Genomic DNA, 26,058 nt, shown 5'->3' with positions numbered 1-26,058 from the left:
TCTTAGCCGCCGTAGATCGAGGAGGCGAAATAGGGTTTCGACACGGCTTCATAGGTGCCGTCCTCAAGCACCTTGGCGATGCCCGCGTTGAACTTGGCCTTGAGATCCTCCTCGCCCTTGCGCAGGCCCACGCCGACGCCCAACCCCAGCACGGCAGGGTCATCGGCGACGGCGCCCTTCAGCGCGCAGCAGGCGGCACCCGCTTCGGTCGCCAGGAAGGCGTCAAGCGCGATGCTGTCGGCCTGCACCGCATCAATGCGGCCTGCGACCAGATCCTGATTGGCCTCGTCCTGGGTCTGGTAGACCTTGATTTCAGCCGCACTGCCCGCGAAATGCTTCTGGGCGTAGGCCTCATGCACCGTAGACACCTGCACCCCGAGGATCTTTCCGGCAAGACCTTCGGGAGTGGCGGTCATCGCCATATCCTTGGGACCGACGATCACGGTGGGGGTGTTGTAGTATTTGTCCGAAAAATCAATCGTCTGCAGGCGTTCCTCGGTGATCGACATCGAGGCCATGATCGCATCGATCTGCCCTGCGGTCAGCGCGGGGATGATACCGTCCCAGGCCACCGGCACGATTTCGCACTCCATCTCGGCGGCCTTGCAGACGGCACCGATCATATCGACCTCCCAGCCGACCCAGGTTCCGCCCGCATCGGGCGAGGCAAAGGGCGGATAGGGTTCGGCCGCGATCCCCACCTTCACGGGGGCGGCCAGCGCGGCACTGGCCATCAGAACGGCCGCAACTGTCAGGGCAAGCGTCTTCATCTTCATACCTCGTGCTGTCGTCGTTGATCCGGTGGTTAACCCACACTTTTCAGAAACTGTTTCAGGCGGTCGGACTGGGGGTTGCCGAACAGGGCGTCCGGCGGCCCCTCCTCCTCGATCACCCCGTTGTGCAGATAGATCACATGGCTCGCGACCTCGCGGGCGAATTTCATCTCATGCGTGACAAGGACCATGGTCCGCCCTTCAGCGGCCAGATCACGGATCACGGCCAGCACCTCGCCCACCAGCTCGGGGTCAAGCGCCGAGGTCGGCTCATCAAACAGCATCGCCCGCGGCGCCATGCAGAGCGCACGGGCAATCGCCGCCCGCTGCTGCTGCCCACCCGACAGGAAGGCCGGATAGGACTGCGCCTTTTCCGCCAGCCCCACGCGCGCCAGCAGGGCTTCGGCCCGCGCCACCGCCTCGGCACGCGGCACGCCCAGAACGTGTACCGGCACCTCGATCAGATTTTCCAGAATGGTTCGATGGGTCCAGAGGTTGAATTGCTGGAACACCATCCCGAGGCTTTGGCGGATGCGCTCGATCTGACGGCGGTCGGCCGGGCTGCCATCGGATTTCATCGCCACGGTCTCGCCGCCGATCACGATCCGGCCGGCGCTGGGATGTTCCAGAAAGTTGATGCAGCGCAGCATGGTCGATTTGCCCGACCCTGATCCGCCGATCACGGCCACGACATCGCCTTCCCGCGCAGTCAGCGACACGCCCTTGAGCACCTCGAGCCTGCCAAAGGACTTCCGCAACCCCTCCACCCGGATCGCCTCATCCCGCGCGGGGGCGGCTTGCCCCGGCATGTCGGTCACGGTCTCGCGGGCATCTCGGGGGTCTGGCATTGGCGCTCCGAAGGTTCCTGATTGCAGTAAGACGCGACCTCTGCAATTATGCAAGTGTATAATTGAGGCATCCATGACCGGCGACAGACGCAAGTTCAGACGCGAAGGCGAAGAGCGGCGGCGCGAGGCGCTGATCACCGCCGCGCTGGAATTGATCGCCGAGGGCGGCCCCGCTGCGGCCACCGTGCGCGCCATCGCCGAACGTGCAGGCGTGACCCCCGGCCTGATCCGGCACTATTTCCAATCCAAGGATGATCTGACCCGCGCCGCCTATCGCGCGCTGATGCAGCGGATGAACACCGACAATGCCGCAGTGCTGGAGAGCGCCCCCCCGGATCCGGTGTCGCGGCTTGCGGCCTTCGTCGCGGCAGCATTGCGCCCCCCGGTGGTCGATCCCGGGCGCATGGGCCTCTGGGCAGGTTTCATGCACCAGGTCCGCAAGACCCCCGAAATGGCCGCGATTCACGCCGAAACCTATCTGGGCTACCGCGACCTGCTCGAGGGGTTGATCGCGGCGCTGCCCCTGCCGATCGACGCCGCCGAACGCCGCCGACGCGCCATTGCCTGCAACGGGGTGATCGACGGGCTCTGGCTCGAAGGCTCCGCCCTTCCCGCCGCCTTCGCGCCGGGCGAACTCGAACGCATCGGCCTTGACGCCGTAGGCGCCATTCTGGGCCTGCGCCTTCCCTCTCCCCAACTGTCGGAGACCTGAACATGAAATATGCAGCGGTTCTGGACCGCCTCGCCGGGCTGGGCGGGGCCAAATGGGAAATCCATGCCCGCGCCCGCCAGATGAAGGCCGAGGGCACCGCCGTCCTCGAATTCACCATCGGCGAACCCGATGTCCCCTGCCCGACCGAACTCATGGAAACCGCCGCCCGGGCCATGATGGCGGGCCGCACGGGCTATTCCAACGGGCGCGGCGAACCCGGCCTCCTGCGCGCCCTTGCCGCCCGCTACAGCGCAAGGCGCGGCCGCCCCATCACCCCCGATCAGGTGATGTGCTTCCCCGGCACCCAGACCACGCTCTTCCTCGTCCTGCAAGGACTCGCGGAAAGCGGGACCGAGATCATTCTCGGCGACCCGATGTATGCCACCTACGAAGGCCTGATCCGGGCAAGCGGCGCAACCCCGGTCCCCGTCACCCTGCGCTCCGAACGTGGCTTCCGCCTCGATCCCGCCGATGTCGCCGCCGCCATCACCCCCCGCACGCGGGCACTCTTCCTCAATACCCCCCACAACCCCACCGGAGCTGTGCTGACCCGGCAAGACCTGCAGGACCTCGGCGCCCTCGCCCGCGCCCATGACCTCTGGATCATCTCGGATGAGGTCTATGAGGATCTGGTCTTCCCCGGTGTCACCTTCACCTCCCCCCTCGACCTTCCCGAACTGGCCGACCGCAGCATCTCCTGCGCCTCGATCTCCAAATCCCATGCCGCCCCCGGCTTCCGCTCGGGCTGGCTCGTGGGGCCTGCGGATTTCTGCACCCGCCTGCTGCCACTCTCGGAAACCATGCTCTTTGGCAACCAGCCCTTCATCGCCGATATGACCGCACAGGCGATCAGCGCCCCCTCCCCGGTCGCCCCCGGCATGGTCGAACGCTTCTCCACCCGGGCGGGGATGATCCACGCCCGCCTCCACGGCACCGCAGGCCTCCGCGTCCACCGGCCTCAGGCGGGGATGTTCGCCCTCCTCGACATCCGCGCCACCGGCCTCTCCGGCCAGGATTTCGCGGCCAGCCTGCTCGAGGCCGAACATGTCGCCACCATGCCCGGCGAAAGCTTCGGCACCGCCCTCTCGGGCTGGCTCCGCCTCGCCCTCACCCAGCCCGATGCGATGGTGGCCGAAGGCTGCACCCGTATCGCCCGCCACGCCGCGCGCCTCCTTTCCAACGCCGCCTGATCCCCATTTTCTGTCCCTGAAATATCCCGGGGTGAATTGGGCCAGAGGCCCAAGAGGGGCAGCGCCCCTCCCCCCTCCCCTCAGATGCGAAAGGCCCGCCATGACCCTGACCGTCGGCCAAGCTCTCGTCCACGGCCTCCGCGCCCATGGGGTCGAGGTCGTCTTCGGCATCCCCGGCGTCCATACGATCGAACTCTACCGCGGCCTGCCCGCCTCGGGCATCCGCCATGTCACCCCACGCCACGAACAGGGCGCGGCCTTCATGGCCGATGGCTATGCCCGCGTCAGCGGCAAGCCGGGCGTGGCTTTCGTCATCACCGGGCCGGGCCTGACCAATGCCCTCACCGCCATGGCCCAGGCCCGCGCGGACAGCGTGCCGCTCCTTGTCATCTCGGGCATCAACCGGCGCGACAGTCTTGGTCAGGGCCTGGGCCTCTTGCACGAACTTCCTGATCAGGCAGGGCTGATGCGCGCCCTCTGCCCCAGCTTCCGCGTCACCAGCGCCGAAACTCTTGAATCCACCCTCGCGCAATGTTTCGCCGCCCTCACCACGGGCCGCCCCGGCCCCGTGCATCTTGAGGTCCCGACCGATGTCATGCCCCTGCCCGCAGCAGCGCCGCGCATCGCGCCGCCCCCTGCCCCCCGCCGGGCCGAGCACGCGCAGATCATCACCGCCCGCAGCCTGCTGACCCGCGCCCAACGCCCCGTGATCCTCGCGGGCGGCGGCACCCGCCATGCGGCCCAGGCAGTGCAGGATCTTGCCGAGCGGCTCGATGCGCCGGTCATCCAGACCACGAACGCCCGCGGCCTTCTGCATGGCCACCCGCTGGGTGTGCCCGCCTCGCCCTCGCTGCAGGCCACGCACGACCTGATCGCGAGCGCCGATCAGATCCTGGCCCTCGGCACCGAACTCGGCCCCACGGATTATGACATGTATGTGCGCGGCGGCCTGCCTGATCTTTCGGGAATGATCCGCGTCGACCTCTGCCCGCTGCAATTGGCCCGCCACCCGGCCGCCCTCACGATGTGCGCCGATGTCGGCACCACGCTCGCCGATCTTCTCACAGATTTACCCGCCCGGCGCGGAGGGCAAGGCGCCCAGCGCGCCGCCACCGCACGCACCGCCGCCCGGGCGGAACTTGCCCGCCTCCACCCCGCCATGCCCCATCAGCTGACCATGGTCGAGGCGATCCGCACCGCCCTTCCCCGGGCCATCATCGTGGGCGACAGCACCCAGCCGATCTACGCAGCCAACCTCTTCTACGATCATGACCGCCCCGGCGGCTGGTTCAACGCCGCCACCGGCTATGGCGCGCTCGGCTTTGCCCCCGGCGCGGCGGTGGGCGCGGCCCTTGCCGCCCCCGGGACGCCGGTTCTCTGCCTGATCGGCGATGGCGGGCTGCAGTTTTCGCCCGGCGAACTCCGCACCGCCGTGGATGAGGCGCTTCCCATCACCTATCTCATCTGGAACAACGCAGGCTTCCGTGAAATCGCCGAATCGATGGTGGCCGTGGGTGTTCCCGTCACCGGTTGCACCCCCAGCCCGCTGCGGATGGAGCCCTTCGCCGCCGCCTGCGACCTGTCCTTCACCCGCATCGACGCCGATCCCGCGGCCCTGATCACCGCCCTCCGCGCGCGTCCCACCGGCCCCCGCATGATCGAGATCACCGCCCCCTGATCGCCGGGGCTGCAGGCCCGCCCGCACCGCAGGCCATGGCAATGCCGGGGCCGGGGGCTCGATGCCCCCGACCCCGGCGCCCCCAGCCCCGGCGCCTTCTGCCCCAAACAGCCCTCTTGAATTTGATCAAATTATGCCGGATAAGCGGGGCAGTACGGAGGTTCCCATGTCCGATCCCGCCCTTGTCGCTGGTATCCGCCGCGACCGTCTCTATGCCCTGCGCCAGCGCGAGGTTGCGGCCTATGCCGCTGCCCGCCCGAAAACCGAAGCCGCGCTGAAGGCAGGCAGCCAACCCTTCCTCGACGGCGTGCCGATGCATTGGATGAAGGATTGGCCCATGCCCTTCCCCATGCTGGTGGATCAGGCCAAGGGCGCCAGGCTGACCGATCTTGACGGGCATGAGATCGACGATTTCTGCCTTGGCGACACCGGGTCGATGTTCGGCCATTCCCCCGCCCCAGTCGCCCGGGCAATCCGCAAACAGGCCCGCCACGGCCTGACCTATATGCTGCCCACCGAAACCGCCCTGCGCGCCGCAGCGCTTCTGACCGAAACCTTCGGCGATTTCCGCTGGCAGATCGCCACCACCGCCACCGATGCCAACCGCTTCGCCCTGCGTGTGGCCCGCGCGGTCACGGGCAAACCCAAGGTTCTGGTCTTCAACGGCTGCTATCACGGCACGCTGGACGACACGATGGTCGAGCTGCGGGACGGCCAGACCGCCGCCCGCGCGGGCCTTGTGGGTCAGGTCGCGGACCTTACCAAGACCGCCACCGTGGTCGAATTCAACGATCTGGCCGGGGTCGAGACCGCCCTGCAAAGCGGGGACATCGCCGCCATCCTGACCGAACCGGTGATGACCAATTCCTGTATGGTCCTGCCCGAGGCGGGCTTCCACGAAGGGCTGCGCCAGCTCAGTCGCAAATATGGCGCGCTGCTGATCATCGATGAAACCCATACGATTTCCTCGGGCTATGGCGGCTATAGCCGGGTCCACTCGCTCAACCCCGATATCTTTGTCGTGGGGAAATGCGTGGCAGGCGGCCTTCCCACCGCCGTCTGGGGTCTGCGCCCCGATGTGGCGGAGCGTTTCGCCGCCTATAATGCCACCCGCGCGCCGGGCCATTCCGGCATGGGCACCACGCTTTCCGCCAATCCGTTGCAATTTGCCTGCCTGGCCGCCACTCTCTCCGAGGTGATGACACCAAAGGCCTATCGCCATATGGAAAAGGGGGCGGAACGCCTGTCCAAGGGCCTGCGCCGCAGCATCGACCGGCATGGCGCGCCCTGGCATGTCGTGCGCGTCGGCGCCCGGGTTGAATTCATCTGCGCCCCCGGCCCGCTGCGGAACGGGGCCGAAGCCGCCACTGCCCATCAGCCGCAGGTCGAGTCCGTGCTTCACACCAGCCTGTTGAACCGCGGTTGCCTGATCGCGCCCTTCCACAACATGATGCTGGTCAGCCCCGCCACCACGCCCCGGCAGATCGACCGCCTGATCGCCGCCTTCGATGCCATCCTTGACGAATTGTTCTGATCCATGACCCAAATCCCCACCGCCGCCACTGCCAGCCCTTCGGGCTCGACCGTCGCCGAGGCCGAAGCCTTCCTCGCCGCACACCCCGAGATCGAGGCCTTCGACATCGTCCTGCATGATGCCAATGGCATCGGGCGCGGCAAGATCATCCGCCGGCATGAACTGCTCTCCTTCTACAAGAACGGGCGTCACCTGCCGATTTCGATCCTCGGCCTCGATATCTGCGGCGAGGATGTGCATGAAACCGGCCTCATCTGGGATCAGGGCGATGGTGACCTTCGCGCCTGGCCCATTCCCGGCACGCTGAAGCCCCTGCACAACACCCAGCCGCCGCGCGGCGAGGTCTTCATGTCGATGTATGACCTTGAAGGGAACAAGATGACCTCGGACCCGCGCCATGCGCTGCAGGCCCAGGTCGATGCCATGGCCGCCGAAGGGCTGCACCCCGCAGGCGCCTTTGAGCTGGAATTCTTCCTGCTGTCGAACGAACGCGATGCCCGGGGCAAGATGGTCCCGGCCCGCGATGTGCTGGATGGCCGCCCCTCGACCAAGACCGAGGTCTATTCGGTGGATCACCTGCACGGGATGCTGCCGCTTTTTTCGGATATCTACGCCGCCGCCGGGAAGGCAGGGATCACCGCCGAAACCATGATCTCGGAATATGCGCCGGGCCAGTATGAGCTGACGCTGCATTACCGCGAAGACGTGATGCAGGCCGCCGATGATCTGATGCGGCTCAAACGGATCGTGCGCGCCCAGGCCCGCGCCCATGGCGTGACCGCCTGCTTCATGGCCAAACCGAATGAGGATTACGCAGGCTCCGGCATGCATTTCCACGTCTCCCTTCAGGATGACACCGGCCGCAATGTCTTTATGGAAGAGACCGAGGGCCTCTGGTCCGACACCATCCTGCATGCCTTGGGCGGCCTGCGCGCCACCATGGGCGAATCCATGCTGGTCTTTGCGCCCCATGCCAACAGCTGGCGGCGGTTTTCATCGCAATCCTATGCGCCCGTTAGCCCGACCTGGGGGGTGAACAACCGTTCGGTCGCGCTGCGCATTCCCGCAGGCGACATCCGCGCCCGCCGGATCGAGCATCGCCCCGCAGGGGTGGATGCAAACCCCTATCTGGTGGCGGCCACCGTGCTGGCCGGCATTCGCAAGGGGTTGCGCGAAAGGCTTGATCCCGGCCCGGAAACCACCGGGAATGGCTATGCCGATGCCGCCGATGCGCCCCCGATCCCGGTGGATTGGCGGTCGGCCATCGAAGCGGCCAAGGCGTCGGGGTTCCTGAAAGAGGCTTTGGGCGAGGATATGCACCGGACCTTCACCGCCATCAAGGCGGCGGAATATGCCCGCGTGGCGCGCACGGTGTCCGAGGTGGATTTCGACCTTTACCTGCATACCGTGTAACCCTGTCCCCGCCGCAGCTTCGGGCTTGCGGCGGGGTGCGGCCTCGCGGCATCTAGGCCGCGGAAGATCAGAGGCCGCCATGACCCAAACCCTGCCCATCGACGACGCCCTGCCCGCACTGCTGGAGGCCCTGCGCTCCCGCGGCATGGCCGTGTTGCAGGCCCCACCCGGCGCCGGGAAAACCACCCGCGTGCCGCTGGCGATGATGGAGTCGGGCCTGATCCGCGGCCGCATCCTGATGCTCGAACCCCGCCGCCTTGCCGCGCGCGCCGCCGCCGAACGCATGGCCGAAACGCTGGGCGAAGCCGTGGGGGGCCGTGTCGGCTTTCGCATCCGGGGGGAGGCCAAGGTCAGCCGCGAGACGGTCATCGAGGTTGTAACCGAAGGCATCCTGACGCGCATGTTGCAGACCGATCCGGGGCTAGAGGGCATCGGTGCGATCATCTTCGATGAATTCCACGAACGCAGCCTGAACGCCGATCTGGGCCTTGCCCTTGCGCTTGAGGTGCGGGGCGCGCTGCGCGAGGATCTGGTGCTGGTGGTGATGTCGGCCACGCTGGATGCGGCCCCGGTGGCCGCGCTGATGGGCGATGCGCCGCTGGTGACCAGCGCAGGCCGCGCCTTCCCGGTGGAAACGCGCTGGCTGCCCCGCCCGCTTGAGGCCCGCGCGCGCTTTGATCAGGCGGTGGCGGCCTTGGTGGTGCAGGCGGTCGAGGAATGTCCCGAGGGCGGGGTTCTGGTCTTTCTGCCGGGCGAAGGCGAAATCCGCCGGGTCGAGGGGCTGCTGCGCGGCCTGAAGGGCTGCGACATCCGCCCGCTGTTCGGGGCGATGGAATTCACCGCCCAACGCGCGGCGCTGGCCCCCGCGGCGGCGGGGCAGCGCAAGGTGGTGCTGGCCACCTCGATTGCGGAAACCTCGCTCACCCTTCCCGACATCCGCGTGGTGGTTGATGGCGGGCGGGCACGGCGGGCGCGGTTCGATGCGCCCTCGGGCATGGCGCGGCTGGTGACCGAACGGGTCACCCGGGCCGAGGCCGAACAGCGCCGGGGCCGCGCGGGCCGGGTGGCGGAAGGTGTATGCTATCGGCTCTGGTCCAAGGGGGAAGAGGGCGGCCTCCAGCCCTTCCCCCCGCCGGAAATTGCGGCGGGCGACCTGACGGGGCTGGCGCTGGAACTGGCGGTCTGGGGATCGGATGCCCTGCCCTTCCTGACCCCGCCCCACCCCGGCGTGCTGGGCGAGGCACGCGCCTTGCTGACCGCGCTTCAGGCGCTGGATGGCGCGGGCCGCATCACAGACCACGGCCGCGCGCTGTCGGCGTTGCCGCTGCACCCGCGTCTGGGCCATATGCTGCTGCGGGCAGGCGGCGGCGAAGACGCGGCGCTTCTGGCCGCCCTGCTGGCCGAGCGCGATCCGATGCGCGACGCCCCCGCCGATCTGGCGCTGCGGATGGCCGCGCTGCGCGACCCCGCGCGTATCGAACGCGAGGGCCACGCCCTGCACCGCCCCACTGTTGAGCGCATCCGGGCCGAGGCCCGCCGTCTTGCCCGCGCTGTCCCCGCCCGGCCTTTGGGGTTGACGCTTGGCCAGATGGCGGCGCTGGCCTATCCCGACCGTGTGGGCCTGCGTCGCAAGGGCGATGCCCCGCGCTGGGTTCTGTCGGGCGGCAAAGGCGCGGCCCTGCCCGCAGGTCAGCCCCTGTCGGGCGCGCGACTGCTGGTTGCCACCGATCTGGACGGCGATCTGCGCGAAGCCACGATCCGGCAGGCAATCCAGATTTCCGAGGCCGAGTTGCGCGCGGTGCATGGCGCCCAGATCGGCTGGCGGGACGTCTGCGAATGGTCGCGCCGCGACGGGCGGGTGCAGGCGCGGCGGCAGGAATGTTTCGGGGCGCTGGTGCTGGATGACCGCGCCTGGACCGATGCCCCGCCCGAGGCACTGGCCCGCGCCGCGCTGGATGGCCTGCGCCAGATCGGGCTGAACTGGTCCCCCGCCGCGTTGCGCCTGCGCAAGCGCGCCGATCTTTGCCGCGCCGATGGCGCCGACCTGCCCGATCTGTCCGATGCGGCGCTGCTCTCGGGCGAGGCGCTGTTGCCCTATCTGACCGGCAAGCGCAGCGAGGGCGACCTGCGCGGGCTCGACCTGCTCGAACCGCTCCGCAGCCTGCTGGGGTGGGAGGGGACGCAGCTTCTTGACCGGCTCGCACCCTCGCATTTCGAAACCCCTTTGGGGCGGCGCGTGCCGATTGACTATGAAGGCGAGACGCCGGGGATCGAGGTCCGCCTGCAAGAGCTGTTTGGCGTGACCGTTCACCCGACCGTCGGGCCAAAGCGCCTGCCCCTGCGGATCACCCTGCTGTCGCCGGGCGGCAAACCGGTGCAGGTCACCGCCGATCTGCCGGGATTCTGGACCAATTCCTATGCCGATGTGCGCCGCGACATGCGCGGCCGCTATCCCCGCCACCCTTGGCCCGAAGACCCGCGCGAGGCCGATCCCACCACCCGCGCCAAGCCGCGCGGCACCTGACAGGGTTTGCGCTGTAACACCCAGTTACAAAGGGTGAAGGCGGCCCGCTTCCGCCGACCGAGCCAAAGGTGTAAAGGCCTTTCCAAAGCGTTTTGGAGATCAATCATGTTGGACGCGAAACGCGGCCGTTGGGCCGTGGCCGCCATGTTCATGGTCAATGGTTTTGCGATGGGGGCCTGGGCACCGCAGATTCCGCTGCTGCTGCCGCGGCACGGGATTGGCGAGGGGGCGATGGGCCTTTTGATCCTTGGCCTCGGGTTGGGCGCGGTCAGCGCAATGCTGTTTGCCGGACGGCTGATCCAGCGCTTCGGATCGCGCTTTGTGCTGACGGGCTTTGCCACGCTTCTTGTGCCGGTGCTGCCGCTGATCGTACTGGCACCAACGGTCCCGCTGCTGGCGCTGGCGATGATGGTTTTTGGCGCCGTGGCGGGCTGCATGGATGTGGCCATGAATGCCAATGCGGTCGAGGTGGAACGGCGTCTGGGACGGGCGATCATGTCCTCGTCCCACGGATTCTGGAGCCTTGGGGGCTTTCTGGGCGGCAGTCTGGGCAGCCTGATCATCGGGGCGGCGGGGCCGGTCACGCAGGCGGGGACGGTGGCCATCGTCATGGCGCTGACCGTAATGCTGGCGCGACCTTTCCTTATGCAGGCCCCCCGCCCCGCCAGCACCGAGGACCATCCGCCCGCGGCCCTCTTTCCGCGCGCGCCGATTGTCTGGCTGCTGGGCTTCACCGCGCTGTTGTGCATGGTGCCCGAGGGGGCGATCATGGATTGGTCGGCGCTCTATCTGACGGATGAGCTGGGCCTGCCGCTTTCGGCCGCAGGCCTGGGTTTTGCACTGTTTTCCGGCGCAATGGCGATGATGCGCTTTGCCGGCGATGCCGTGCGTAACCGCTTTGGCGCCGTGCGCACGTTGCGGGTGTCGGGGCTGATTGCGGCGGGGGCACTGATCGGGGCGGCGGTGGCGCCGACACCCGCGCTGGCGCTGCTGGCCTTTGGCCTGGCGGGTCTGGGCATTGCCAATACCGTGCCGATCATGTTTTCGGCCGCCGGGAACCTGCCCGGCATGGCCCATGGCGCGGCGCTGAGCACGGTGACGATGATCGGCTATGCCGGCATTCTGGTCGCGCCCTCTTCTATCGGGTTCATCGCGGAACATGCCGGGTTCCGCGGCACCTGGGCGGGGTTGGCAGTCTGTCTGATCTTCGTGGCCGCCATGGCGGGCCATGCGAAAGTGGCCGACGGGGTGAGGCCGCATTGAAGCAAAAAGGGGCGCCGCAGGCGCCCCTTTCCCTGTGGTGTCAGACCCCGAGACACCAGCGCATCACGGCCTTCTGCGCGTGAAGGCGGTTCTCAGCCTCATCGAAGATCACCGAATTCGGGCCATCCATCACCGCGCTGGTGACTTCGTCATTCCGGTGGGCGGGCAGGCAGTGCATGAACAACGCATCGGGCTTGGCCAGCTGCATCAGCGTCTCATTCACCTGATAGGGGCGCAGCTGATTGTGGCGGCGTTCCTTGGCGCTTTCGGGATCATGCATCGACACCCAGGTATCGGTCACGACAAGGTCTGCCCCCGCCACGGCGCGGGCCGGATCGCGTTCCACCGCAACCTGCACGCCCTTTGACCGCGCGAAAGACAGCCACTCGGCCTCGGGGTCGAGGGTCGAGGGACCGGTGAAGGTGAAGTCAAAGCCGAACTGCCCGGCGGCATGCAGGAAGCTTGCGCAGACATTGTTGCCATCGCCGCACCAGACCACCTTCTTGCCCGCGATCGGGCCGCGATGTTCCTCATAGGTCATGACATCGGCCATGATCTGGCAGGGGTGGGTGCGGTTCGTCAGACCGTTGATCACAGGCACCGTGGCATGTTCCGCCATTTCCTGCAGCGTCGCCTCTTCGAAGGTGCGGATCATGATCAGATCGACATAGCGGGACAGCACGCGCGCGGTATCGGCAATGGTTTCACCATGGCCGAGCTGCATTTCCTTGCCCGAAAGCACCATCGTCTCGCCGCCCATCTGGCGCACGCCCACGTCAAAGGAGACGCGGGTCCGGGTCGAGGGTTTTTCGAAGATCAGCGCGACCATGCGACCCTTGAGGGGCTGGTCGTCATCAGGCGTGCCCTTGGGGCGGTCCTTGCGGGCGGTCTTCATCGCATGGGCAAGGTCGATCATCTGCCGCAGTTCGGCGGCATCGGTGGTGTGGATATCAAGGAAATGTTTCATGCATCAGGACTTTCTGGCTGGGCGCCGGGGGCTGCCCGCCCCCGGACCCCGGGGGATATTTTTACCAAGATGAAAGGGATGCGGCCGCAGCGCCGCAAGACCGGCTGCCATCAGGGCGCGCCGGAGGTTGCGGGGGCTGGTCGTCGCCAGGCGCGCACCGCGCGTTCCCCGGCAGGGTCGGTGCCGCGGCCGGGTGCGGCGCCCGTGGCGCCCCCTGTCCGGGGCGCGCGTGCAAAACGCCGGGGGGGCGCCCGTCTGGCGGGTTCAGGCGGCATTCCGCTCCACCTCGGTTGCGGCGGCATCGAGCCGCTTCAGCGCCTCGGCAATATCGGCATCAGGGATATTGAGCGCGGGAAGCAGGCGGACGCAATTGTCCGCGGCGGGCACCGTCAACATGTGCTGGCCATAGGCCGCCTTCACCACATCCGTATTGGCGGCCTTGCATTTCAGGCCGAGCATGAGGCCCTGGCCCCGCACGGCTTCAAACACCGCGGGATGGGCCGCGATAAGCCCTTCAAAGCCTTGGCGGAAAAGGCCCGCCTTGCGGTTCACGTCGGCCAGGAAGGCGTCATCCGACACGATCCGCATGACCGCCGCACCCACCGCGCAGCCGAGCGGGTTGCCGCCATAGGTGGACCCATGGGTGCCTGCGACCATGCCCGAGGCCGCGTTTTCCGTGGCCAGCACCGCGCCCAGCGGGAAGCCGCCGCCGATGCCCTTGGCGACCATCATGATATCCGGCGTGATCCCCGCCCATTCATGGGCGAAAAGCTTGCCGGTCCGGCCCATGCCGCATTGCACCTCGTCCAGCACCAGAAGCGCACCGGTCTGGTCACACAGATCGCGCAGGCCTTTCAGGCAGGCATCGGGCAGCGGGCGGATGCCGCCTTCGCCTTGCACGGGTTCGATCATCACGGCGGCGGTCTTGTCGGTCAGCGCGGCGCGCAGCGCATCATGATCGCCGAAGGGCAGCGTGCGGAAGCCCGGCATCAGCGGGCCAAAGCCCTTGACCATCTTTTCGGACCCGGCGGCGGCGATGGCGCCGGTCGACCGACCATGGAAGGCGCCTTCGAAGGTCAGGATCTCGGTCCGGTCGGGCTGGCCTTTGTCATACCAGTATTTGCGGACCATCTTGATCGCCAGCTCTGCCGCCTCGGTCCCGGAATTGGTGAAGAAGACCGTATCGGCGAAGGTATGTTCCACCAGCAGATCGGCCAGCGCCTCTTGTTCCGGGATGCGGTAGAGGTTCGACACATGCCACAGCTTCGCCGCCTGATCGGCCAGCGTCTGTACCAGCGCCGGATGGGCATGCCCCAGCGCGTTGACCGCGATCCCCGACCCGAGGTCGAGGTATCGGCTCCCGTCCTCGGCGAACAGCCAGCTGCCCTCGCCCTTCACAAAGGCCAAGGGTGCGCGGTTATAGGTCGGCAGGACGGAGGAGATCATGGGATTATCCTTGCGGAACGGAAAGCCTAGGGGTGCCAAAGGCACGCGGCTCTGTCAACGGGAGGAAAGGGAGAAGTGCCGGTCGAACCGGCATGATCGCGGAAAGCCCGCGCGCGGTCAGGCGCGTCGGCGTCGGGGCAGCTGAAAAAGGCGGCACAGGGCGATCATGCACATGGCATAGCCCGACCATCCCCGTCAGGCAATCTCTATTTCCACGCGTTCCCGGTCAGACCGGATGTCACTTGGCCGCAGGCTCCAGCCTGTAGCTGCCCTCGGGCAGGTTCAGCGCCGCTGCCAAGTCCTGCACCTGGGCCATGGAGAGGGTGATGATCATCGGCTCCTGCGTCAGGGGATGAACCTGTTCCAGCGTAACGCAATCGTCAAAGGCAGTAACGGTGACATCTTCCTGCAGGGCAACGCTACCCTCATCAATCAGGGTGATCACGGTGGCGTCAAATTCGTGTTCGATGGTAAACATGGATTTAGCCTAGCACCCCCGCCCCCTGACGCAAAGGAAAAGCGCTGCGGGTGACAAGGCCGTGAAGCCGCCGACGGCTGGGCGCTGTGGCCTTTTCCCCCGGAGCGGATGGGCATAGTTTGGGCAAAGCAGACAAACCGGAGAGCAGGGCATGGTGGCAGCGGGTCGGGCAGCAGCGGGGCCGCCCTTGGGTGCAGTGATGATCACGGCGGCCCTTGCGGGCTGCGTGCAGATGCCCGGCGCGGGCATGGCGCCGACAGCGGCCATCATGCGCCCTGCCCCGCCAGCCAACAGCTTTGTCGAGGTGGTCGAACGTGTCGAACCTGTGGCCGAGGGCATGTGCCGCGCCAGCGCGCCACGGGGCGTGAACTGCGATCTGGAGATCATGGTTGACCCCCGCCCCGACCAGCAGCCCAATGCCTTTCAGACCGTCGATGACCGGGGCCGCCCGGTGGTGGTCTTTACCCTGACACTGATTGCCGCGGCACAGAATGCCGATGAAATCGCCTTCGTGCTGGGGCATGAGGCGGCCCATCACATCGCTGGCCATATCCCGCGCAGGCAGCAAACCGCGGCCGAGGGCGCCATGCTGGGTGCTGTTTTCGCAGAGGCGACGGGCGCGGATCAGGCCACCATGGCGCAGCTGCAGCGCATGGGGGCTGAACTGGGGGCCCGGCGGTTTTCCAAGGAGTTCGAGCTTGAGGCCGATGCCCTGGGTGCCGAAATCACCTGGCGGGCGGGGTTCGATCCGGTGCGCGGCACCGGGTTCTTTGACCGCCTGCCCGACCCCGGCGATCAGTTTCTGGGCAGCCACCCGGCCAATGCCCAGCGACGCGCACAAGTGGCGGCCGTCGTGGCGCAGCTTGAAGGCTGGCCCGCCTACTGAGGCCGGTTGATCTGCGTCAACGCCACCGCGCGGCACTTTGCCCATCATGGGGCGACATGTCTGCGACGGAGGATCAGATGATCGGATATGTCGAAGCCCCCAAGGCCTGGTGGCTGACCTATGGCATGGCGCGGGTGGTGGGGGTGAACCTGCCGCATGCGGTGCTGGACGGGTTCGTCAAGCGCAGCGAACTTGCCGCCATGGTGTCGCGCTGTCAGTCTTGCGGCAAGGCCGACGCCTGTAGCGCCTGGTTGGCGCAGGTCGTGACGGAACCGCAGCTGCCTGTCTTTTGCCGCAACAAGGCCGAACTGGAGGCGCTGTCCCCCCGGAACTGAAGCGCGGCGTCCGGGCGCGACTGGCAACCGCCCCCGCTGCGCTGTAGGGTCGCGCCCTGAAAGGGTGGGACGGATGCGGCAGATCGAAAATGTGGTGCGCGACCGGGGATCGAAATATGCGGTCTCGGGCGGGCCGGTGCAGGGGCGCGCGGGATGTGCGGCCTTTATCGCCGATCTGCGCCGGGTGAAGAAATACGCCAAGGCCACGCATAACAGCTGGGCCTGCATCCTGTCGGACGGGGGGCCGGTCAAGGATGACGACGGCGAAACGGGCGCCGGGGCGGTGATCCTGCGCATGCTGGAACGGGCCGAGCTGAAGGATACCATTGTCGTGGTGACGCGCTGGTATGGCGGCGTGCATCTGGGCGGCGACCGATTCGCCCATGTGGTGACCTGCGTGCGTGCCTTTCTGGATCAGACCGAAGTCTGACCCCCACCGGGGCAATGGACAGCCCCTGCCCCGCCGTGTCAGAAGCGGACCGGAACGGGAAGTGGGGTATCATGTTCGCCTGGGCAAAATCCGAGCTGTTGCGGCTGAAGAATACGGCCACCTGGTCGCTTCAGGGGTGGATCTCGACTTGGCGCAACGAAAAATCGCTGCGCCAATGGTTTGCGGTGAATGTGTTGTCCGACACGCTCGCCTTTTCGCTGGATCTGACCAGCGGGGAACGTGCGCTGATCGTGGCGCTGGGGGTGCTGATCCTTGCGGCCGAGCTGATGAACACCGCCATCGAAGAGACAGTGGATTACATCTCGACCAACCATGACCCGCGCGCGGGCCGCGCCAAGGATGCGGGCAGCGCGGCCGTGGCGGTAACTGCCATTGCGGGCGGTCTGGCCTGGCTGGTCATCCTGCTGGGCTGACCCGCCCGTCAGGCGTGGCGCCAGAGGTTGACCAGAAAGCACACAACCCCGGCAAGGATCGAAAGCTCGGCCAGCGGGAACACCGGCCCGATGCTTTCAGCCGCGACCATCCCGCCCATCATCAGGAACAACCCGATCAGCAGGACAAGACTGCCCGCCTGATGCAGCCAGAAATGCGCCTTGGGCAGCATCCCCCCGCCCATGGCAGGCATCACGCGATAGGCAAGGCCGAACAGCGTCATCAGCACAAAGCCCAGAAGGTTGATATGGGCATGCACCGGCGCCAGCGTATGATCGCCCGAGGCGCCCATATGGCTGCCAAGGCCAATCCCCACCAAGAGATACAAGGAACCGATCAACAGGAAGCTCCGGGAAATGTTCATCTTTCCGCTCCTGATATAGCTGCGTCAAAGTGACGCAGCCGCAGGATAGCATATTTTCCCGCACGGGAACGCCCGTTCACAAAAAATGCCTGAAGTTGCTGCAGAGATGAAAAGAACGGGGCGCATTGGCCCCGTTTCCCGTTTTGCGCCCTGATCTTACAGCGCCTTGTGGCTGCCGTCGCAGAAGGGCGATTTCGCGCTGTGCTTGCAGCCGCAAAGAAAGGCAGTCTTGCTGTCCTCGGCGGTGAATTTCATCGGCGCGAAGGTCGTGCCCTTGTGACTGCCATCGCAGAAGGGCTGCTTCTGCGATTTGCCACAGGCGCACCAGAAATAGGTCTTTCCGGCCTCAAGCTCGACCTTGTAGGGGGCTTTCTGCGGAACGTCGGGGGTATCGGTCATCTGGCTTTCCCTCGGGATGGCTAAGCCCCCAAGATGGCAGAGCCTTCCGGCCGATCAAGCCCCATCACGCGACGATCCGGCCCCAAAGGTCGTAATCGCTGGCTTCTTCGACCTCGACCGTGACGAAATCGCCGGGCGCCAGACCTTCGAAACCTTCATCGATAAAAAGGTTGCCATCGATTTCGGGCGCATCGGCCTTGGTGCGGCAGGTCGCGCCTTCGTCATCGACCTCATCGACCAGCACCTGAATCACCTGCCCCACCTTGGCCTGCAGCTTGGCCTCGGAAATGGCCTGCGCCTTTTCCATGAAGCGCTCCCAGCGGTCTTGCTTGACCTCGGCCGGAACGTGATCGGGCAGATCGTTCGACCGCGCGCCCGCAACGTTTTCATACTGGAAGCAGCCGACGCGATCGAGCTGCGCCTCATCCAGCCAGTCGAGCAGGGTCTGGAATTCGGCCTCGGTCTCTCCGGGGTAGCCGACGATGAAGGTCGAACGCAGGGTGATGTCCGGGCAGGTCGCGCGCCAGGCGGCGATTTCGTCCAGCGTCTTTGCCGCCGCCGCAGGCCGCGCCATGCGCTTCAGCGTGTCGGGGTGGGCATGCTGGAACGGAATGTCGAGGTAAGGCAGCACCAGCTCTTCGGCCATCAGCGGGATCAGATCGCGCACATGCGGGTAAGGGTAGACGTAGTGCAGCCGCACCCACAGATCATCCCCCGCACCCAGCCGACCCAGCTCGCGCGCCAGATCGGTGATATGGGCGCGCACCTCACCCTCTTTCCACTTGGCCATGTCATGCTTGCGGTCCACCCCATAGGCCGAGGTGTCCTGCGAAATGACCAGAAGCTCTCGCACCCCGGCCTCGACCAGCTTTTCCGCCTCGCGCAGCACGGCATGGGCGGGGCGGCTGACCAACTTGCCGCGCATGTCGGGGATGATGCAGAACTTGCACTTGTGGTTACAGCCCTCGGAGATCTTGAGATAGCTGTAATGCCGCGGCGTCAGCTTTACCCCGCTGGCGGGCAGCAGGTCGATGAAGGGATCGGGCGACGGCGGCACCGCCTTGTGGACGGCATCCAGCACGGCCTCGTATTGATGCGGGCCGGTCACGGCCAGAACCTTGGGGTGTGCGCCAGTGATGAATTCGGGTTCCGCACCAAGGCAGCCCGTCACCAGAACCTTGCCGTTTTCGCGCAGCGCCTCGCCGATGGCATCCAGGCTTTCGGCCTTGGCGCTGTCCAGAAAACCGCAGGTGTTCACGATCACCGCATCGGCGCCCTTGTAATCGGGGCTGATGGCGTAACCCTCGGCGCGCAGACGCGTCAGGATGCGTTCGCTGTCAACAAGCGCCTTGGGGCAGCCTAGGCTGACCATGCCAATGGTCGGTTGTCCGGCGCGGCGTTCGTCGGGAACGATGGCGCGGGCAAGGTCGGGGCGGAGATTGGGCGGGTTCTGGGACATTGGCCCCATATAGCCGCGATCGCCCCGCGCGCAAAGGGGGCGCGCGGGCCTTTGCGCATTCGGGCAGGCGGCCGGGGCACGGGGATTGCGCCCCTGCCGCGATCAGGGCAAGATTCCCTGCAAAAGAGCAGCAAGAACGAAGAACAGGAGACCGGCCCATGCGCGGCTTGATGCAGGCGGTTTCGGCGGTGGCAGTGCTGATCCTGCTGCTGGCCTTCATGGTGGTGCTGATGCCCAAGGATCAGGTGCTGGCACTGGCCGAGCGGGAATTTGCCCGCACCACCGGGCGGCAGATCAGCATCGGGCCCAGTGCGCGCGTGTCGATCTGGCCGATCCTCGGGGTTTCGGCCGGGCCGGTCCGGATTGCCAATGCCGATTGGGCGCAAGACCCGGCGCTGCTGAGCGCCGAACAGATCGGTATCGGGCTGGATATGGCGGCGCTGCTGTCGGGCCAGGTGCGGATCACCGAGGTGGTGCTGGAGGCGCCCGTCCTGTCGCTGGAACGTGACGCGCAGGGGCGCGGCAACTGGGCACTGGGACAACCCGCCGCCGCCCCGGCCACGCCGGCCGGGTCCGAAGGTCTGGCGCAGGGTCTGCCGCTTGAAAGCCTGCAGATCCGCAACGGTCAGCTGCGCCTGCGCCCTTCCCCTGATGCTGCGGTCATCGAGCTGACCGAGGTGGATCTGCAAACGGCCGTCCCCCTGTTTGATGGGCCGGTGAGCGTCAGCGCCGAGGCCCTGAAGAATGGCCAACCCATTACGCTTGAGGCCCAGGTCGCCTCGCTGGCCGGTTTCCTGGGCGGCAAGCTGGGGGATCTGCAGCTGACTGCGACGGCGGGCACCAACCGTCTGACCTTCACGGGTCGCGCCACGGCCAGCCCCGCCATGGCCGAAGGCCGGGTCGAGATCGACCTGCCCGACCGCCCCGCGCTGGAAACCATGCAGGGCGCCCCCCTGCCCGATCTGCCGCAGGGCTATGGTGCCGAACAGCTTGCGGCCAAGGCCGATCTCACGCTGACGCGCGATGGCAGCCTGCATCTGCGCGGGGCCGAGATCACGACCGATGGTCACCTCTGGTCGGCCGAGATCGACCTGCAGCCCGGAAAGACCCGCCCGCGCCTGACGGGGCGGCTCCAGACCGAATCCCTGCCGCTGCCGGTGGAAGGCGGATCGGGGGATGGTGCCCCGGCGGACGGCTGGCCGACCACCCCCATCGACGCCAGCGCCCTTGGGCAGCTGGATGCCGATCTGGCGCTGTCGGCGCAAAGCGTGGCCGTCGGCGGGGTGACGCTGGGCCCGACCCGCGCGCGGCTGCAGCTGGATGATGCCCGCGCCGTGTTGGTCCTGTCCGAAGTGCAGGCCTATGGCGGAGAGGCCAAGGGGCAGATCGTGGTCAACGCGCGCAAGGGGCTTTCGACTTCGGCCAAGCTTGGCGTCAACGGCCTTGATACCCAGGCGCTTCTGGCCGATCTGGCGGGCAGCGACCGGCTGATCGGCAAGGCCGATCTGCAGCTTGACCTGCTGGCCTCGGGGACCACGGTCGCGGCGCTGATGGCAAGCCTCTCGGGGAAGGCTTCCCTGTCGATGGGCAAGGGTGAGGTCGCGGGGCTGGATATTGCCGGGATGCTGCGGACCATGGACCCCGGCTATGTCGGCGAGGGCAAGCGCACGGTGTTTGACCGCCTGTCGGTGTCCACCACGCTGAAGGACGGCGTCGCCACCAGCGAGGATCTGGCCCTGACCAGCACCCTGTTCACTGCCGGGGGCACGGGCAGCGTCGATCTGGGGCAGCGCAAGATCAGTTACCGCCTGCTGCCGCAGCTTGCCGCCAAGGCCGATGGCAGCGCCGGGCTGACGGTGCCGGTGCTGATTTCCGGACCCTGGGCCAAGCCGCAGGTGCGGTTGGATCTGGAATGGCTGGCCAGCGAACGCGCCAAGGCCGAACAGGCCCGGGCCGAGGCTTTGGCACGGCAGCGGATCGAGGAACTGGCGCAGGAAAAGCTGGGCATCACCCCCGAAGCGGGCGAAAGCCTGGAAGACGCCGCCCGCCGCCGTGCGCGCGAAGCGGCCGAGGCGGAAACAGGCCGCATCCTCGACAAATTGCTTCAGGGCAACTGACCCGGTCAGCTGCAATGCCAGCGGGTGACGACATCGGCGCCGACGCTGTCCTGGCTGATCCGCTGCAGGCGCGGCGCCTCAGCTAGCGCCTGAAGGCCCATGGGGCCAAGGGCCGCACGGCCCTCGGCGCCGATCAGGGCGCCCGCGCCGAAATGCACCAGCTCATCCACCAAACCCGCGCGCAAGAGGGCGGCGGCCAGATCGGCCCCCCCTTCGCAGAAGATGCGCGTCAGCCCCGCCTCGGCCAGCGCCCGCAGCGCCGCCCGCAGGTCGAGATGCCCGCCCGCCATCGCCACCGGCAGCAGCCGCGCGCCTGTCGCGCGCCAACCGTCTTGGGCGGCAAAGGGCGCATCTTGACCATGCAGCATCCAGACCGGGGCGGCCGCGGCGCTGCGGCCAAGGCGGCTGTCGGGGCTGTGGCGCAGCAGACTGTCGATCACGATCCGCACGGGCTGCTGCGGGGCGCCCATGTCGCGCACCGTCAGGTCCGGGTCATCGGCCAGCGCCGTCCCCGAACCGACCATGACCGCATCATGGCCCATCCGCATGGCATGCACCGCACGCCGCGCCTCGGGTCCGGTGATCCAGCGGCTTTCCCCGCTGGCGGTGGCAATGCGCCCGTCGATGGTGGTGGCAAGCTTCAGCGTGACAAAGGGCAGCCCCTGTTCCACGCGCTTGAGAAAACCCGCATTCAGCGCCCGCGCCGCATCGGCCAGCACGCCCTCGGTGACAGCAATCCCGGCGTCCCGCAGCATGGCATGACCCCGCCCCGCCACGCGCGGGTCAGGATCGGTCAGCGCCGAGACGACGCGCGCCACCCCGGCGGAAATCAGACCTTCGGCGCAGGGCGGTGTCTTGCCGTAATGGGCGCAGGGTTCCAGCGTGACATAGGCCGTAGCCCCCCGCGCCAAAGCCCCCGCCTGATCCAGCGCACGGCGTTCGGCATGGGGCCGGCCGCCCGGCTGGGTCCAGCCCCGGCCCACGATGCGTCCTTCGGCCGAGACCAGCACACAGCCCACGGCCGGGTTGGGCCAGGTATTGCCCAAGCCGCGCGCCGCCAGCGCCAGCGCCGTCCGCATGAAGGCGCGGTCTGCCTCGGTCCCGCTCACTCTTCCGGGGTGCCCGTCGTGGGCCGCAGTTCCGAGACGAACTTGTCGAAATCGTCTGCCGCCTGGAAGTTCTTGTAAACGCTGGCAAAGCGCACATAGGCGACCGTGTCGATCCGGGCGAGGCTTTCCATCACGATCTCACCAATGGTGCGGCTCGGGATATCCGTATCGCCCAGCGATTCCAGACGGCGCACAATGCCCGAGATCATCTGATCGATCCGTTCCGGATCAATCGGACGCTTCTGCATGGCGATGCGGATCGAACGCTCCAGCTTGTCGCGGTCGAAATCCTCGCGCTTGCCTGAGGTCTTGATCACCACCAGATCGCGCAGCTGCACGCGCTCATAGGTCGTGAAGCGGCCCCCGCAGGCCGGGCAGAACCGGCGACGGCGGATCGAGACGTGATCCTCGGCCGGGCGGCTGTCCTTCACCTGAGTGTCGATATTGCCACAGAATGGGCAGCGCATCGGCCGTTCCCCTTTGTTTCTGACTGTCCTGCCTGATGTCCAAGGGGTCTTGCGACCGCCCCCCAGTTATCCACAGACGCTAGCGCATCATCGCAGGTTTCGCCTAGTCGGAATTTCCGACCGCAGGATATGGGGGCGGCACTGTGGCGCGGCGGACTCAGGGGGATACCCCCGCCACCGCCGCGGCCGGGGTCATTTGACCCTGAGGCGCATCCGGTCGCACATCTGCTGCGCGAAGGCGACCGAGACGGAGCCGTCATCCGTGCCGAACATGAAAAGCCCGGTCTTGGGCGCGGCACCCTCGGGGCTGGTCGAGAAAACGATCCCCTCGCCCGACCGGCGCGGCGGCGGCGAGACGCGCCAGATCCGGGCGGTGGGCACCAGGTTCAGCTGCTGCACCGCATAATCGCCCGCGGCGCAGAAGGCATCGGGGTTGGACAGACCACCGCGGGAGTGCACCTCGAACCGCCCCCCGCCCTGATCGGTCACCGTCAGGCTGTTGGGGGCAAGCCAAGCCGCGGCAGGGCTGGCAAGCCCCAGGGCAACCGCGATGGAAAGATAGGCAAGACGCATGGAAGAAATCCTTTCGTTGCCCGCAGTCTAGCGCGGCCCGGCGGCGGACGAAAGGCAGGGGCCGATCACGACCCCGCGCCTAGCGCAGCAGGGCCAGAATTTCACGCCGATGCGGGCGGGTGCGGTGTTCAAACAGGTAGATGCCCTGCCAGGTTCCCAACCCCAGCCGCCCCTGCACCAGCGGGATGTGCAGGCTGGTGGGCAAAAGCGCCGCCTTGATATGGGCGGGCATGTCATCGGGGCCTTCATAGGTGTGCGTCAGATAGGTCATCGCCGGATCATCCGAGGGCGGCACCAGCCGCGCAAAGAAGGCCTGCAGATCGACCTGCACCTCGGGGTCGGCGTTTTCCTGGATCAGCAGGCTGGCCGAGGTATGGCGGACAAACAGCGTCAGCAGCGCCTCGGCCATGCCCGCCCCTTCGGCCCAGTCGCGGATCTGAGCTGTCACCTCGTACAGGCCGGGGCCGCGGGTGGGGACGGTAAAGATGCAATGCATGGCAAAAGCAAAACGCCCCCTTGCGGGGGCGCTGTCCTTACTGGTCGAGGAAGCTGCGCAGCTTGCGCGAGCGGCTCGGGTGTTTCAGCTTCCGCAGCGCCTTGGCCTCGATCTGACGAATACGTTCGCGGGTCACGCTGAACTGCTGGCCCACCTCTTCCAGCGTGTGATCGGTGTTCATGCCGATGCCAAAGCGCATCCGCAGCACGCGCTCTTCGCGCGGCGTCAGGCTGGCCAGAACGCGGGTCGTGGTTTCCTTCAGGTTTTCCTGAATGGCCGAATCCAGCGGCAGGATCGCGTTGGTATCCTGGATGAAATCGCCCAGCTGGCTGTCTTCCTCGTCGCCGATCGGGGTTTCGAGGCTGATCGGCTCCTTGGCGATCTTCATCACCTTGCGGACCTTTTCCAGCGGCATCTGCAGCTTTTCGGCCAGTTCCTCCGGCGTCGGCTCGCGGCCGATTTCGTGCAGCATCTGGCGGCCGGTGCGGACGAGCTTGTTGATCGTCTCGATCATGTGGACCGGGATGCGGATCGTGCGGGCCTGGTCGGCGATGGACCGGGTGATCGCCTGGCGGATCCACCAGGTCGCATAGGTCGAGAATTTGTAGCCGCGGCGGTATTCGAATTTGTCCACCGCCTTCATCAGGCCAATATTGCCTTCCTGAATGAGATCAAGGAACTGCAGACCGCGGTTGGTGTATTTCTTGGCAATCGAGATCACGAGCCGCAGGTTCGCCTCGACCATTTCCTTCTTCGCCTGACGGGCCTCTTTCTCGCCCTTCTGCACCTGTTGCACGATGCGGCGGAATTCAGAGATATCCACACCGACATACTGGCCGACCTGCGCCATTTCGGTCCGCAGATCCTCCAGCTTGTCACGGCTCTTTTCGATCAGAGTCTGCCAGCCGCGGCCGGCCTTGGCCGCCATGCGGTCAATCCAGTTCGGGTCCAGCTCGTAACCCTGATATTCATCGATGAATTCGCGGCGGTTGATCCGCGCGGCATCGGCCAGCTTCACCATGCCCGAGTTGATGGACATGATCTTGCGGTTGATGCCGTAAAGCTGGTCGATCAGCGCCTCGATCCGATTGTTGTGCAGATGGAGTTCATTCACCAGCAGCACGATTTCCGACCGCAGCTTCTGATAGGTCGCCTCTTCATCCGCGGTAAAACGGGCCACGCGGCTGTTCATCGCCGCGCTCATGCGGCGGTCCTGCATGTCCGAGAGCGTCTCGTAATCCAGCGCGATGCGTTCCAGCGTCTCCAGCACCTTGGGACGCAGGGCGTTTTCCATCGCCGCCAGCGACATGTTCGAGGCTTCGTCATCCTCTTCGTCGTCATCGGCGCGGCTGATCGGGTTGCCGTCGGCATCAAGTTCCGGCTCGGACGACGACCGGCGCGGCGACGGCGTGGCGGCCGCGGCGGCGCCCATATCCACTTCCTCAAGCCCGCCCAGTTCGTCATCGCCATCCAGCGACCGGCCGAAGGTGGCTTCGAGGTCGATCACGTCGCGCAGCAGGATGTCTTCGTTCAGAAGTTCCTCGCGCCAGATGGTGATGGCCTGAAAGGTCAGCGGGCTTTCGCACAGCCCCGCGATCATGGTGTTGCGCCCGGCTTCGATGCGCTTGGCGATGGCGATCTCGCCTTCGCGCGACAAAAGCTCGACGCTGCCCATTTCGCGCAGATACATGCGCACGGGGTCATCCGTACGGTCGAGCGTTTCCGACGCGCCCCCGGCAATGGCAAGCTCGCGCGATCCCGACCCGGCCTCGACCAGCTCACCGCCGGTTTCGCCCTCTTCGGCCTCTTCGTTCTCGACGACGTTGATGCCCATCTCCGAGAGCATGGCCATCACATCCTCGATCTGCTCCGACGAGGCCTGTTCCGGGGGCAGCACCGCGTTCAGCTGATCATAGGTGATGTAGCCACGTTCGCGGGCATCCGCGATCATGCGCTTCACGGCCGCCTGACTCATGTCGAGCGAAACGTCGGCGTCCTGATCCTCGGGTTTGCCGTCGTCGGTGTCTTTGACCATGTGAACTCCTGGGGGCCGAATCAGTCGGTATCGATGTCGAATCAATCGTGCGAATCAAGGAAGGGCAAGGGGGGAGCGTGCGCAGGCCCAAGAACCGGCGCAACACCCA

25 protein-coding genes are annotated in these 26,058 nt (G+C 66.7%); 12 read left to right on the top strand and 13 right to left on the bottom strand.

Annotation, left to right across the window (positions count from 1 at the left end):
- Positions 1-2 precede the first annotated feature (2 nt).
- The gene (locus IE101_RS08085) at positions 3-776 is read right to left on the bottom strand and encodes a transporter substrate-binding domain-containing protein (RefSeq protein ID WP_189633315.1); all 774 of its coding nucleotides are present in this window, start codon (positions 774-776) and stop codon (positions 3-5) included.
- Between the two features lie 29 nt (positions 777-805).
- Positions 806-1,582 (bottom strand): ABC transporter ATP-binding protein, encoded by a 777-nt coding sequence (locus tag IE101_RS08080; RefSeq protein ID WP_189633379.1) that lies wholly within the window; start codon positions 1,580-1,582, stop codon positions 806-808.
- 112 nt (positions 1,583-1,694) lie between these two features.
- Between IE101_RS08080 and IE101_RS08075 the strand changes: the two genes are divergently transcribed.
- The 7 genes from IE101_RS08075 (at position 1,695) to IE101_RS08045 (ending at position 11,935) form a co-directional block, all read left to right on the top strand.
- Entirely contained in the window at positions 1,695-2,333 is a 639-nt protein-coding gene (locus IE101_RS08075) for a TetR/AcrR family transcriptional regulator (RefSeq protein ID WP_189633314.1), read from the top strand.
- A gap of 2 nt (positions 2,334-2,335) precedes the next feature.
- A complete protein-coding gene (locus tag IE101_RS08070) occupies positions 2,336-3,523 on the top strand; it encodes a pyridoxal phosphate-dependent aminotransferase (protein WP_189633313.1) in 1,188 nt (395 codons plus the stop codon).
- 100 nt (positions 3,524-3,623) lie between these two features.
- The gene (locus tag IE101_RS08065; RefSeq protein ID WP_189633312.1) at positions 3,624-5,201 is read left to right on the top strand and encodes a 5-guanidino-2-oxopentanoate decarboxylase; all 1,578 of its coding nucleotides are present in this window, start codon (positions 3,624-3,626) and stop codon (positions 5,199-5,201) included.
- A gap of 166 nt (positions 5,202-5,367) precedes the next feature.
- Positions 5,368-6,735 (top strand): aspartate aminotransferase family protein, encoded by a 1,368-nt coding sequence (locus IE101_RS08060; RefSeq protein ID WP_189633311.1) that lies wholly within the window; start codon positions 5,368-5,370, stop codon positions 6,733-6,735.
- Positions 6,736-6,738: 3 nt separating this feature from the next.
- On the top strand, positions 6,739-8,148 hold the full coding sequence (locus tag IE101_RS08055; protein WP_189633310.1) for a glutamine synthetase family protein: 1,410 nt from the start codon (positions 6,739-6,741) through the stop codon (positions 8,146-8,148).
- Positions 8,149-8,227: 79 nt separating this feature from the next.
- Positions 8,228-10,672 (top strand): ATP-dependent helicase HrpB, encoded by a 2,445-nt coding sequence (gene hrpB / locus IE101_RS08050; protein ID WP_189633309.1) that lies wholly within the window; start codon positions 8,228-8,230, stop codon positions 10,670-10,672.
- 105 nt (positions 10,673-10,777) lie between these two features.
- The gene (locus tag IE101_RS08045) at positions 10,778-11,935 is read left to right on the top strand and encodes an MFS transporter (RefSeq protein ID WP_189633308.1); all 1,158 of its coding nucleotides are present in this window, start codon (positions 10,778-10,780) and stop codon (positions 11,933-11,935) included.
- Between the two features lie 40 nt (positions 11,936-11,975).
- Here the strand turns inward: IE101_RS08045 and argF are convergent, their stop codons facing one another.
- The 3 genes from argF to IE101_RS08030 form a co-directional block, all read right to left on the bottom strand.
- Positions 11,976-12,902 carry an ornithine carbamoyltransferase gene (argF, locus tag IE101_RS08040; RefSeq protein WP_189633307.1) on the bottom strand — a complete coding sequence of 309 codons (927 nt, stop codon included), beginning with the start codon at positions 12,900-12,902 and terminating at the stop codon, positions 11,976-11,978.
- A gap of 264 nt (positions 12,903-13,166) precedes the next feature.
- Complete coding sequence (locus tag IE101_RS08035; RefSeq protein ID WP_189633306.1) at positions 13,167-14,348, bottom strand: aspartate aminotransferase family protein; 1,182 nt, start codon at positions 14,346-14,348, stop codon at positions 13,167-13,169.
- A gap of 238 nt (positions 14,349-14,586) precedes the next feature.
- The gene (locus tag IE101_RS08030) at positions 14,587-14,826 is read right to left on the bottom strand and encodes a DUF8831 family protein (RefSeq protein ID WP_189633305.1); all 240 of its coding nucleotides are present in this window, start codon (positions 14,824-14,826) and stop codon (positions 14,587-14,589) included.
- Between the two features lie 199 nt (positions 14,827-15,025).
- Here IE101_RS08030 and IE101_RS08025 point away from each other — a divergent pair, with 199 nt between their 5' ends.
- The 4 genes from IE101_RS08025 to IE101_RS08010 all read left to right on the top strand — a co-directional run bounded on the left by IE101_RS08025 (position 15,026) and on the right by IE101_RS08010 (position 16,911).
- Positions 15,026-15,712: a M48 family metallopeptidase gene (locus tag IE101_RS08025; RefSeq protein WP_373296087.1), complete on the top strand. Its 687-nt coding sequence runs from the start codon at positions 15,026-15,028 to the stop codon at positions 15,710-15,712.
- Between the two features lie 56 nt (positions 15,713-15,768).
- Entirely contained in the window at positions 15,769-16,047 is a 279-nt protein-coding gene (locus IE101_RS08020; RefSeq protein ID WP_229804059.1) for a DUF6455 family protein, read from the top strand.
- Positions 16,048-16,120: 73 nt separating this feature from the next.
- Positions 16,121-16,477, top strand: a complete 357-nt coding sequence (locus IE101_RS08015) for a YigZ family protein (protein ID WP_189633303.1) — start codon at positions 16,121-16,123, stop codon at positions 16,475-16,477.
- Between the two features lie 71 nt (positions 16,478-16,548).
- Positions 16,549-16,911, top strand: coding sequence for a diacylglycerol kinase (locus IE101_RS08010; protein WP_189633302.1), 363 nt, complete (start codon positions 16,549-16,551; stop codon positions 16,909-16,911).
- 8 nt (positions 16,912-16,919) lie between these two features.
- Here the strand turns inward: IE101_RS08010 and IE101_RS08005 are convergent, their stop codons facing one another.
- From IE101_RS08005 to rimO, 3 genes are all read right to left on the bottom strand, one after another.
- A complete protein-coding gene (locus tag IE101_RS08005; RefSeq protein ID WP_189633301.1) occupies positions 16,920-17,294 on the bottom strand; it encodes a TonB-dependent receptor in 375 nt (124 codons plus the stop codon).
- Positions 17,295-17,450: 156 nt separating this feature from the next.
- Complete coding sequence (locus IE101_RS08000; protein WP_189633300.1) at positions 17,451-17,693, bottom strand: CDGSH iron-sulfur domain-containing protein; 243 nt, start codon at positions 17,691-17,693, stop codon at positions 17,451-17,453.
- A 64-nt stretch (positions 17,694-17,757) separates the two neighbouring features.
- Positions 17,758-19,152 (bottom strand): 30S ribosomal protein S12 methylthiotransferase RimO, encoded by a 1,395-nt coding sequence (gene rimO / locus IE101_RS07995; protein ID WP_189633299.1) that lies wholly within the window; start codon positions 19,150-19,152, stop codon positions 17,758-17,760.
- Between the two features lie 158 nt (positions 19,153-19,310).
- On the opposite strand from rimO, the gene IE101_RS07990 reads away from it, so the two are divergent.
- Positions 19,311-21,269, top strand: a complete 1,959-nt coding sequence (locus tag IE101_RS07990; RefSeq protein WP_189633298.1) for an AsmA family protein — start codon at positions 19,311-19,313, stop codon at positions 21,267-21,269.
- Positions 21,270-21,274: 5 nt separating this feature from the next.
- Here the strand turns inward: IE101_RS07990 and ribD are convergent, their stop codons facing one another.
- From ribD to rpoD, 5 genes are all read right to left on the bottom strand, one after another.
- Positions 21,275-22,378, bottom strand: a complete 1,104-nt coding sequence (gene ribD, locus IE101_RS07985; protein ID WP_268247277.1) for a bifunctional diaminohydroxyphosphoribosylaminopyrimidine deaminase/5-amino-6-(5-phosphoribosylamino)uracil reductase RibD — start codon at positions 22,376-22,378, stop codon at positions 21,275-21,277.
- Entirely contained in the window at positions 22,375-22,845 is a 471-nt protein-coding gene (gene nrdR, locus IE101_RS07980) for a transcriptional regulator NrdR (RefSeq protein ID WP_189633297.1), read from the bottom strand. Before nrdR ends, ribD begins: the two co-directional genes overlap by 4 nt.
- Positions 22,846-23,037: 192 nt before the next feature.
- Positions 23,038-23,418: a hypothetical protein gene (locus IE101_RS07975; RefSeq protein WP_189633296.1), complete on the bottom strand. Its 381-nt coding sequence runs from the start codon at positions 23,416-23,418 to the stop codon at positions 23,038-23,040.
- A 79-nt stretch (positions 23,419-23,497) separates the two neighbouring features.
- Positions 23,498-23,914: a secondary thiamine-phosphate synthase enzyme YjbQ gene (locus tag IE101_RS07970; RefSeq protein WP_189633295.1), complete on the bottom strand. Its 417-nt coding sequence runs from the start codon at positions 23,912-23,914 to the stop codon at positions 23,498-23,500.
- Between the two features lie 37 nt (positions 23,915-23,951).
- A complete protein-coding gene (gene rpoD, locus IE101_RS07965) occupies positions 23,952-25,949 on the bottom strand; it encodes an RNA polymerase sigma factor RpoD (protein WP_189633294.1) in 1,998 nt (665 codons plus the stop codon).
- Positions 25,950-26,058: the final 109 nt, after the last annotated feature.

The organism is Gemmobacter lanyuensis, from assembly GCF_014652355.1.
Classification (GTDB): domain Bacteria; phylum Pseudomonadota; class Alphaproteobacteria; order Rhodobacterales; family Rhodobacteraceae; genus Gemmobacter; species Gemmobacter lanyuensis.
This window is presented reverse-complemented; position numbering and strand designations above follow the sequence as displayed.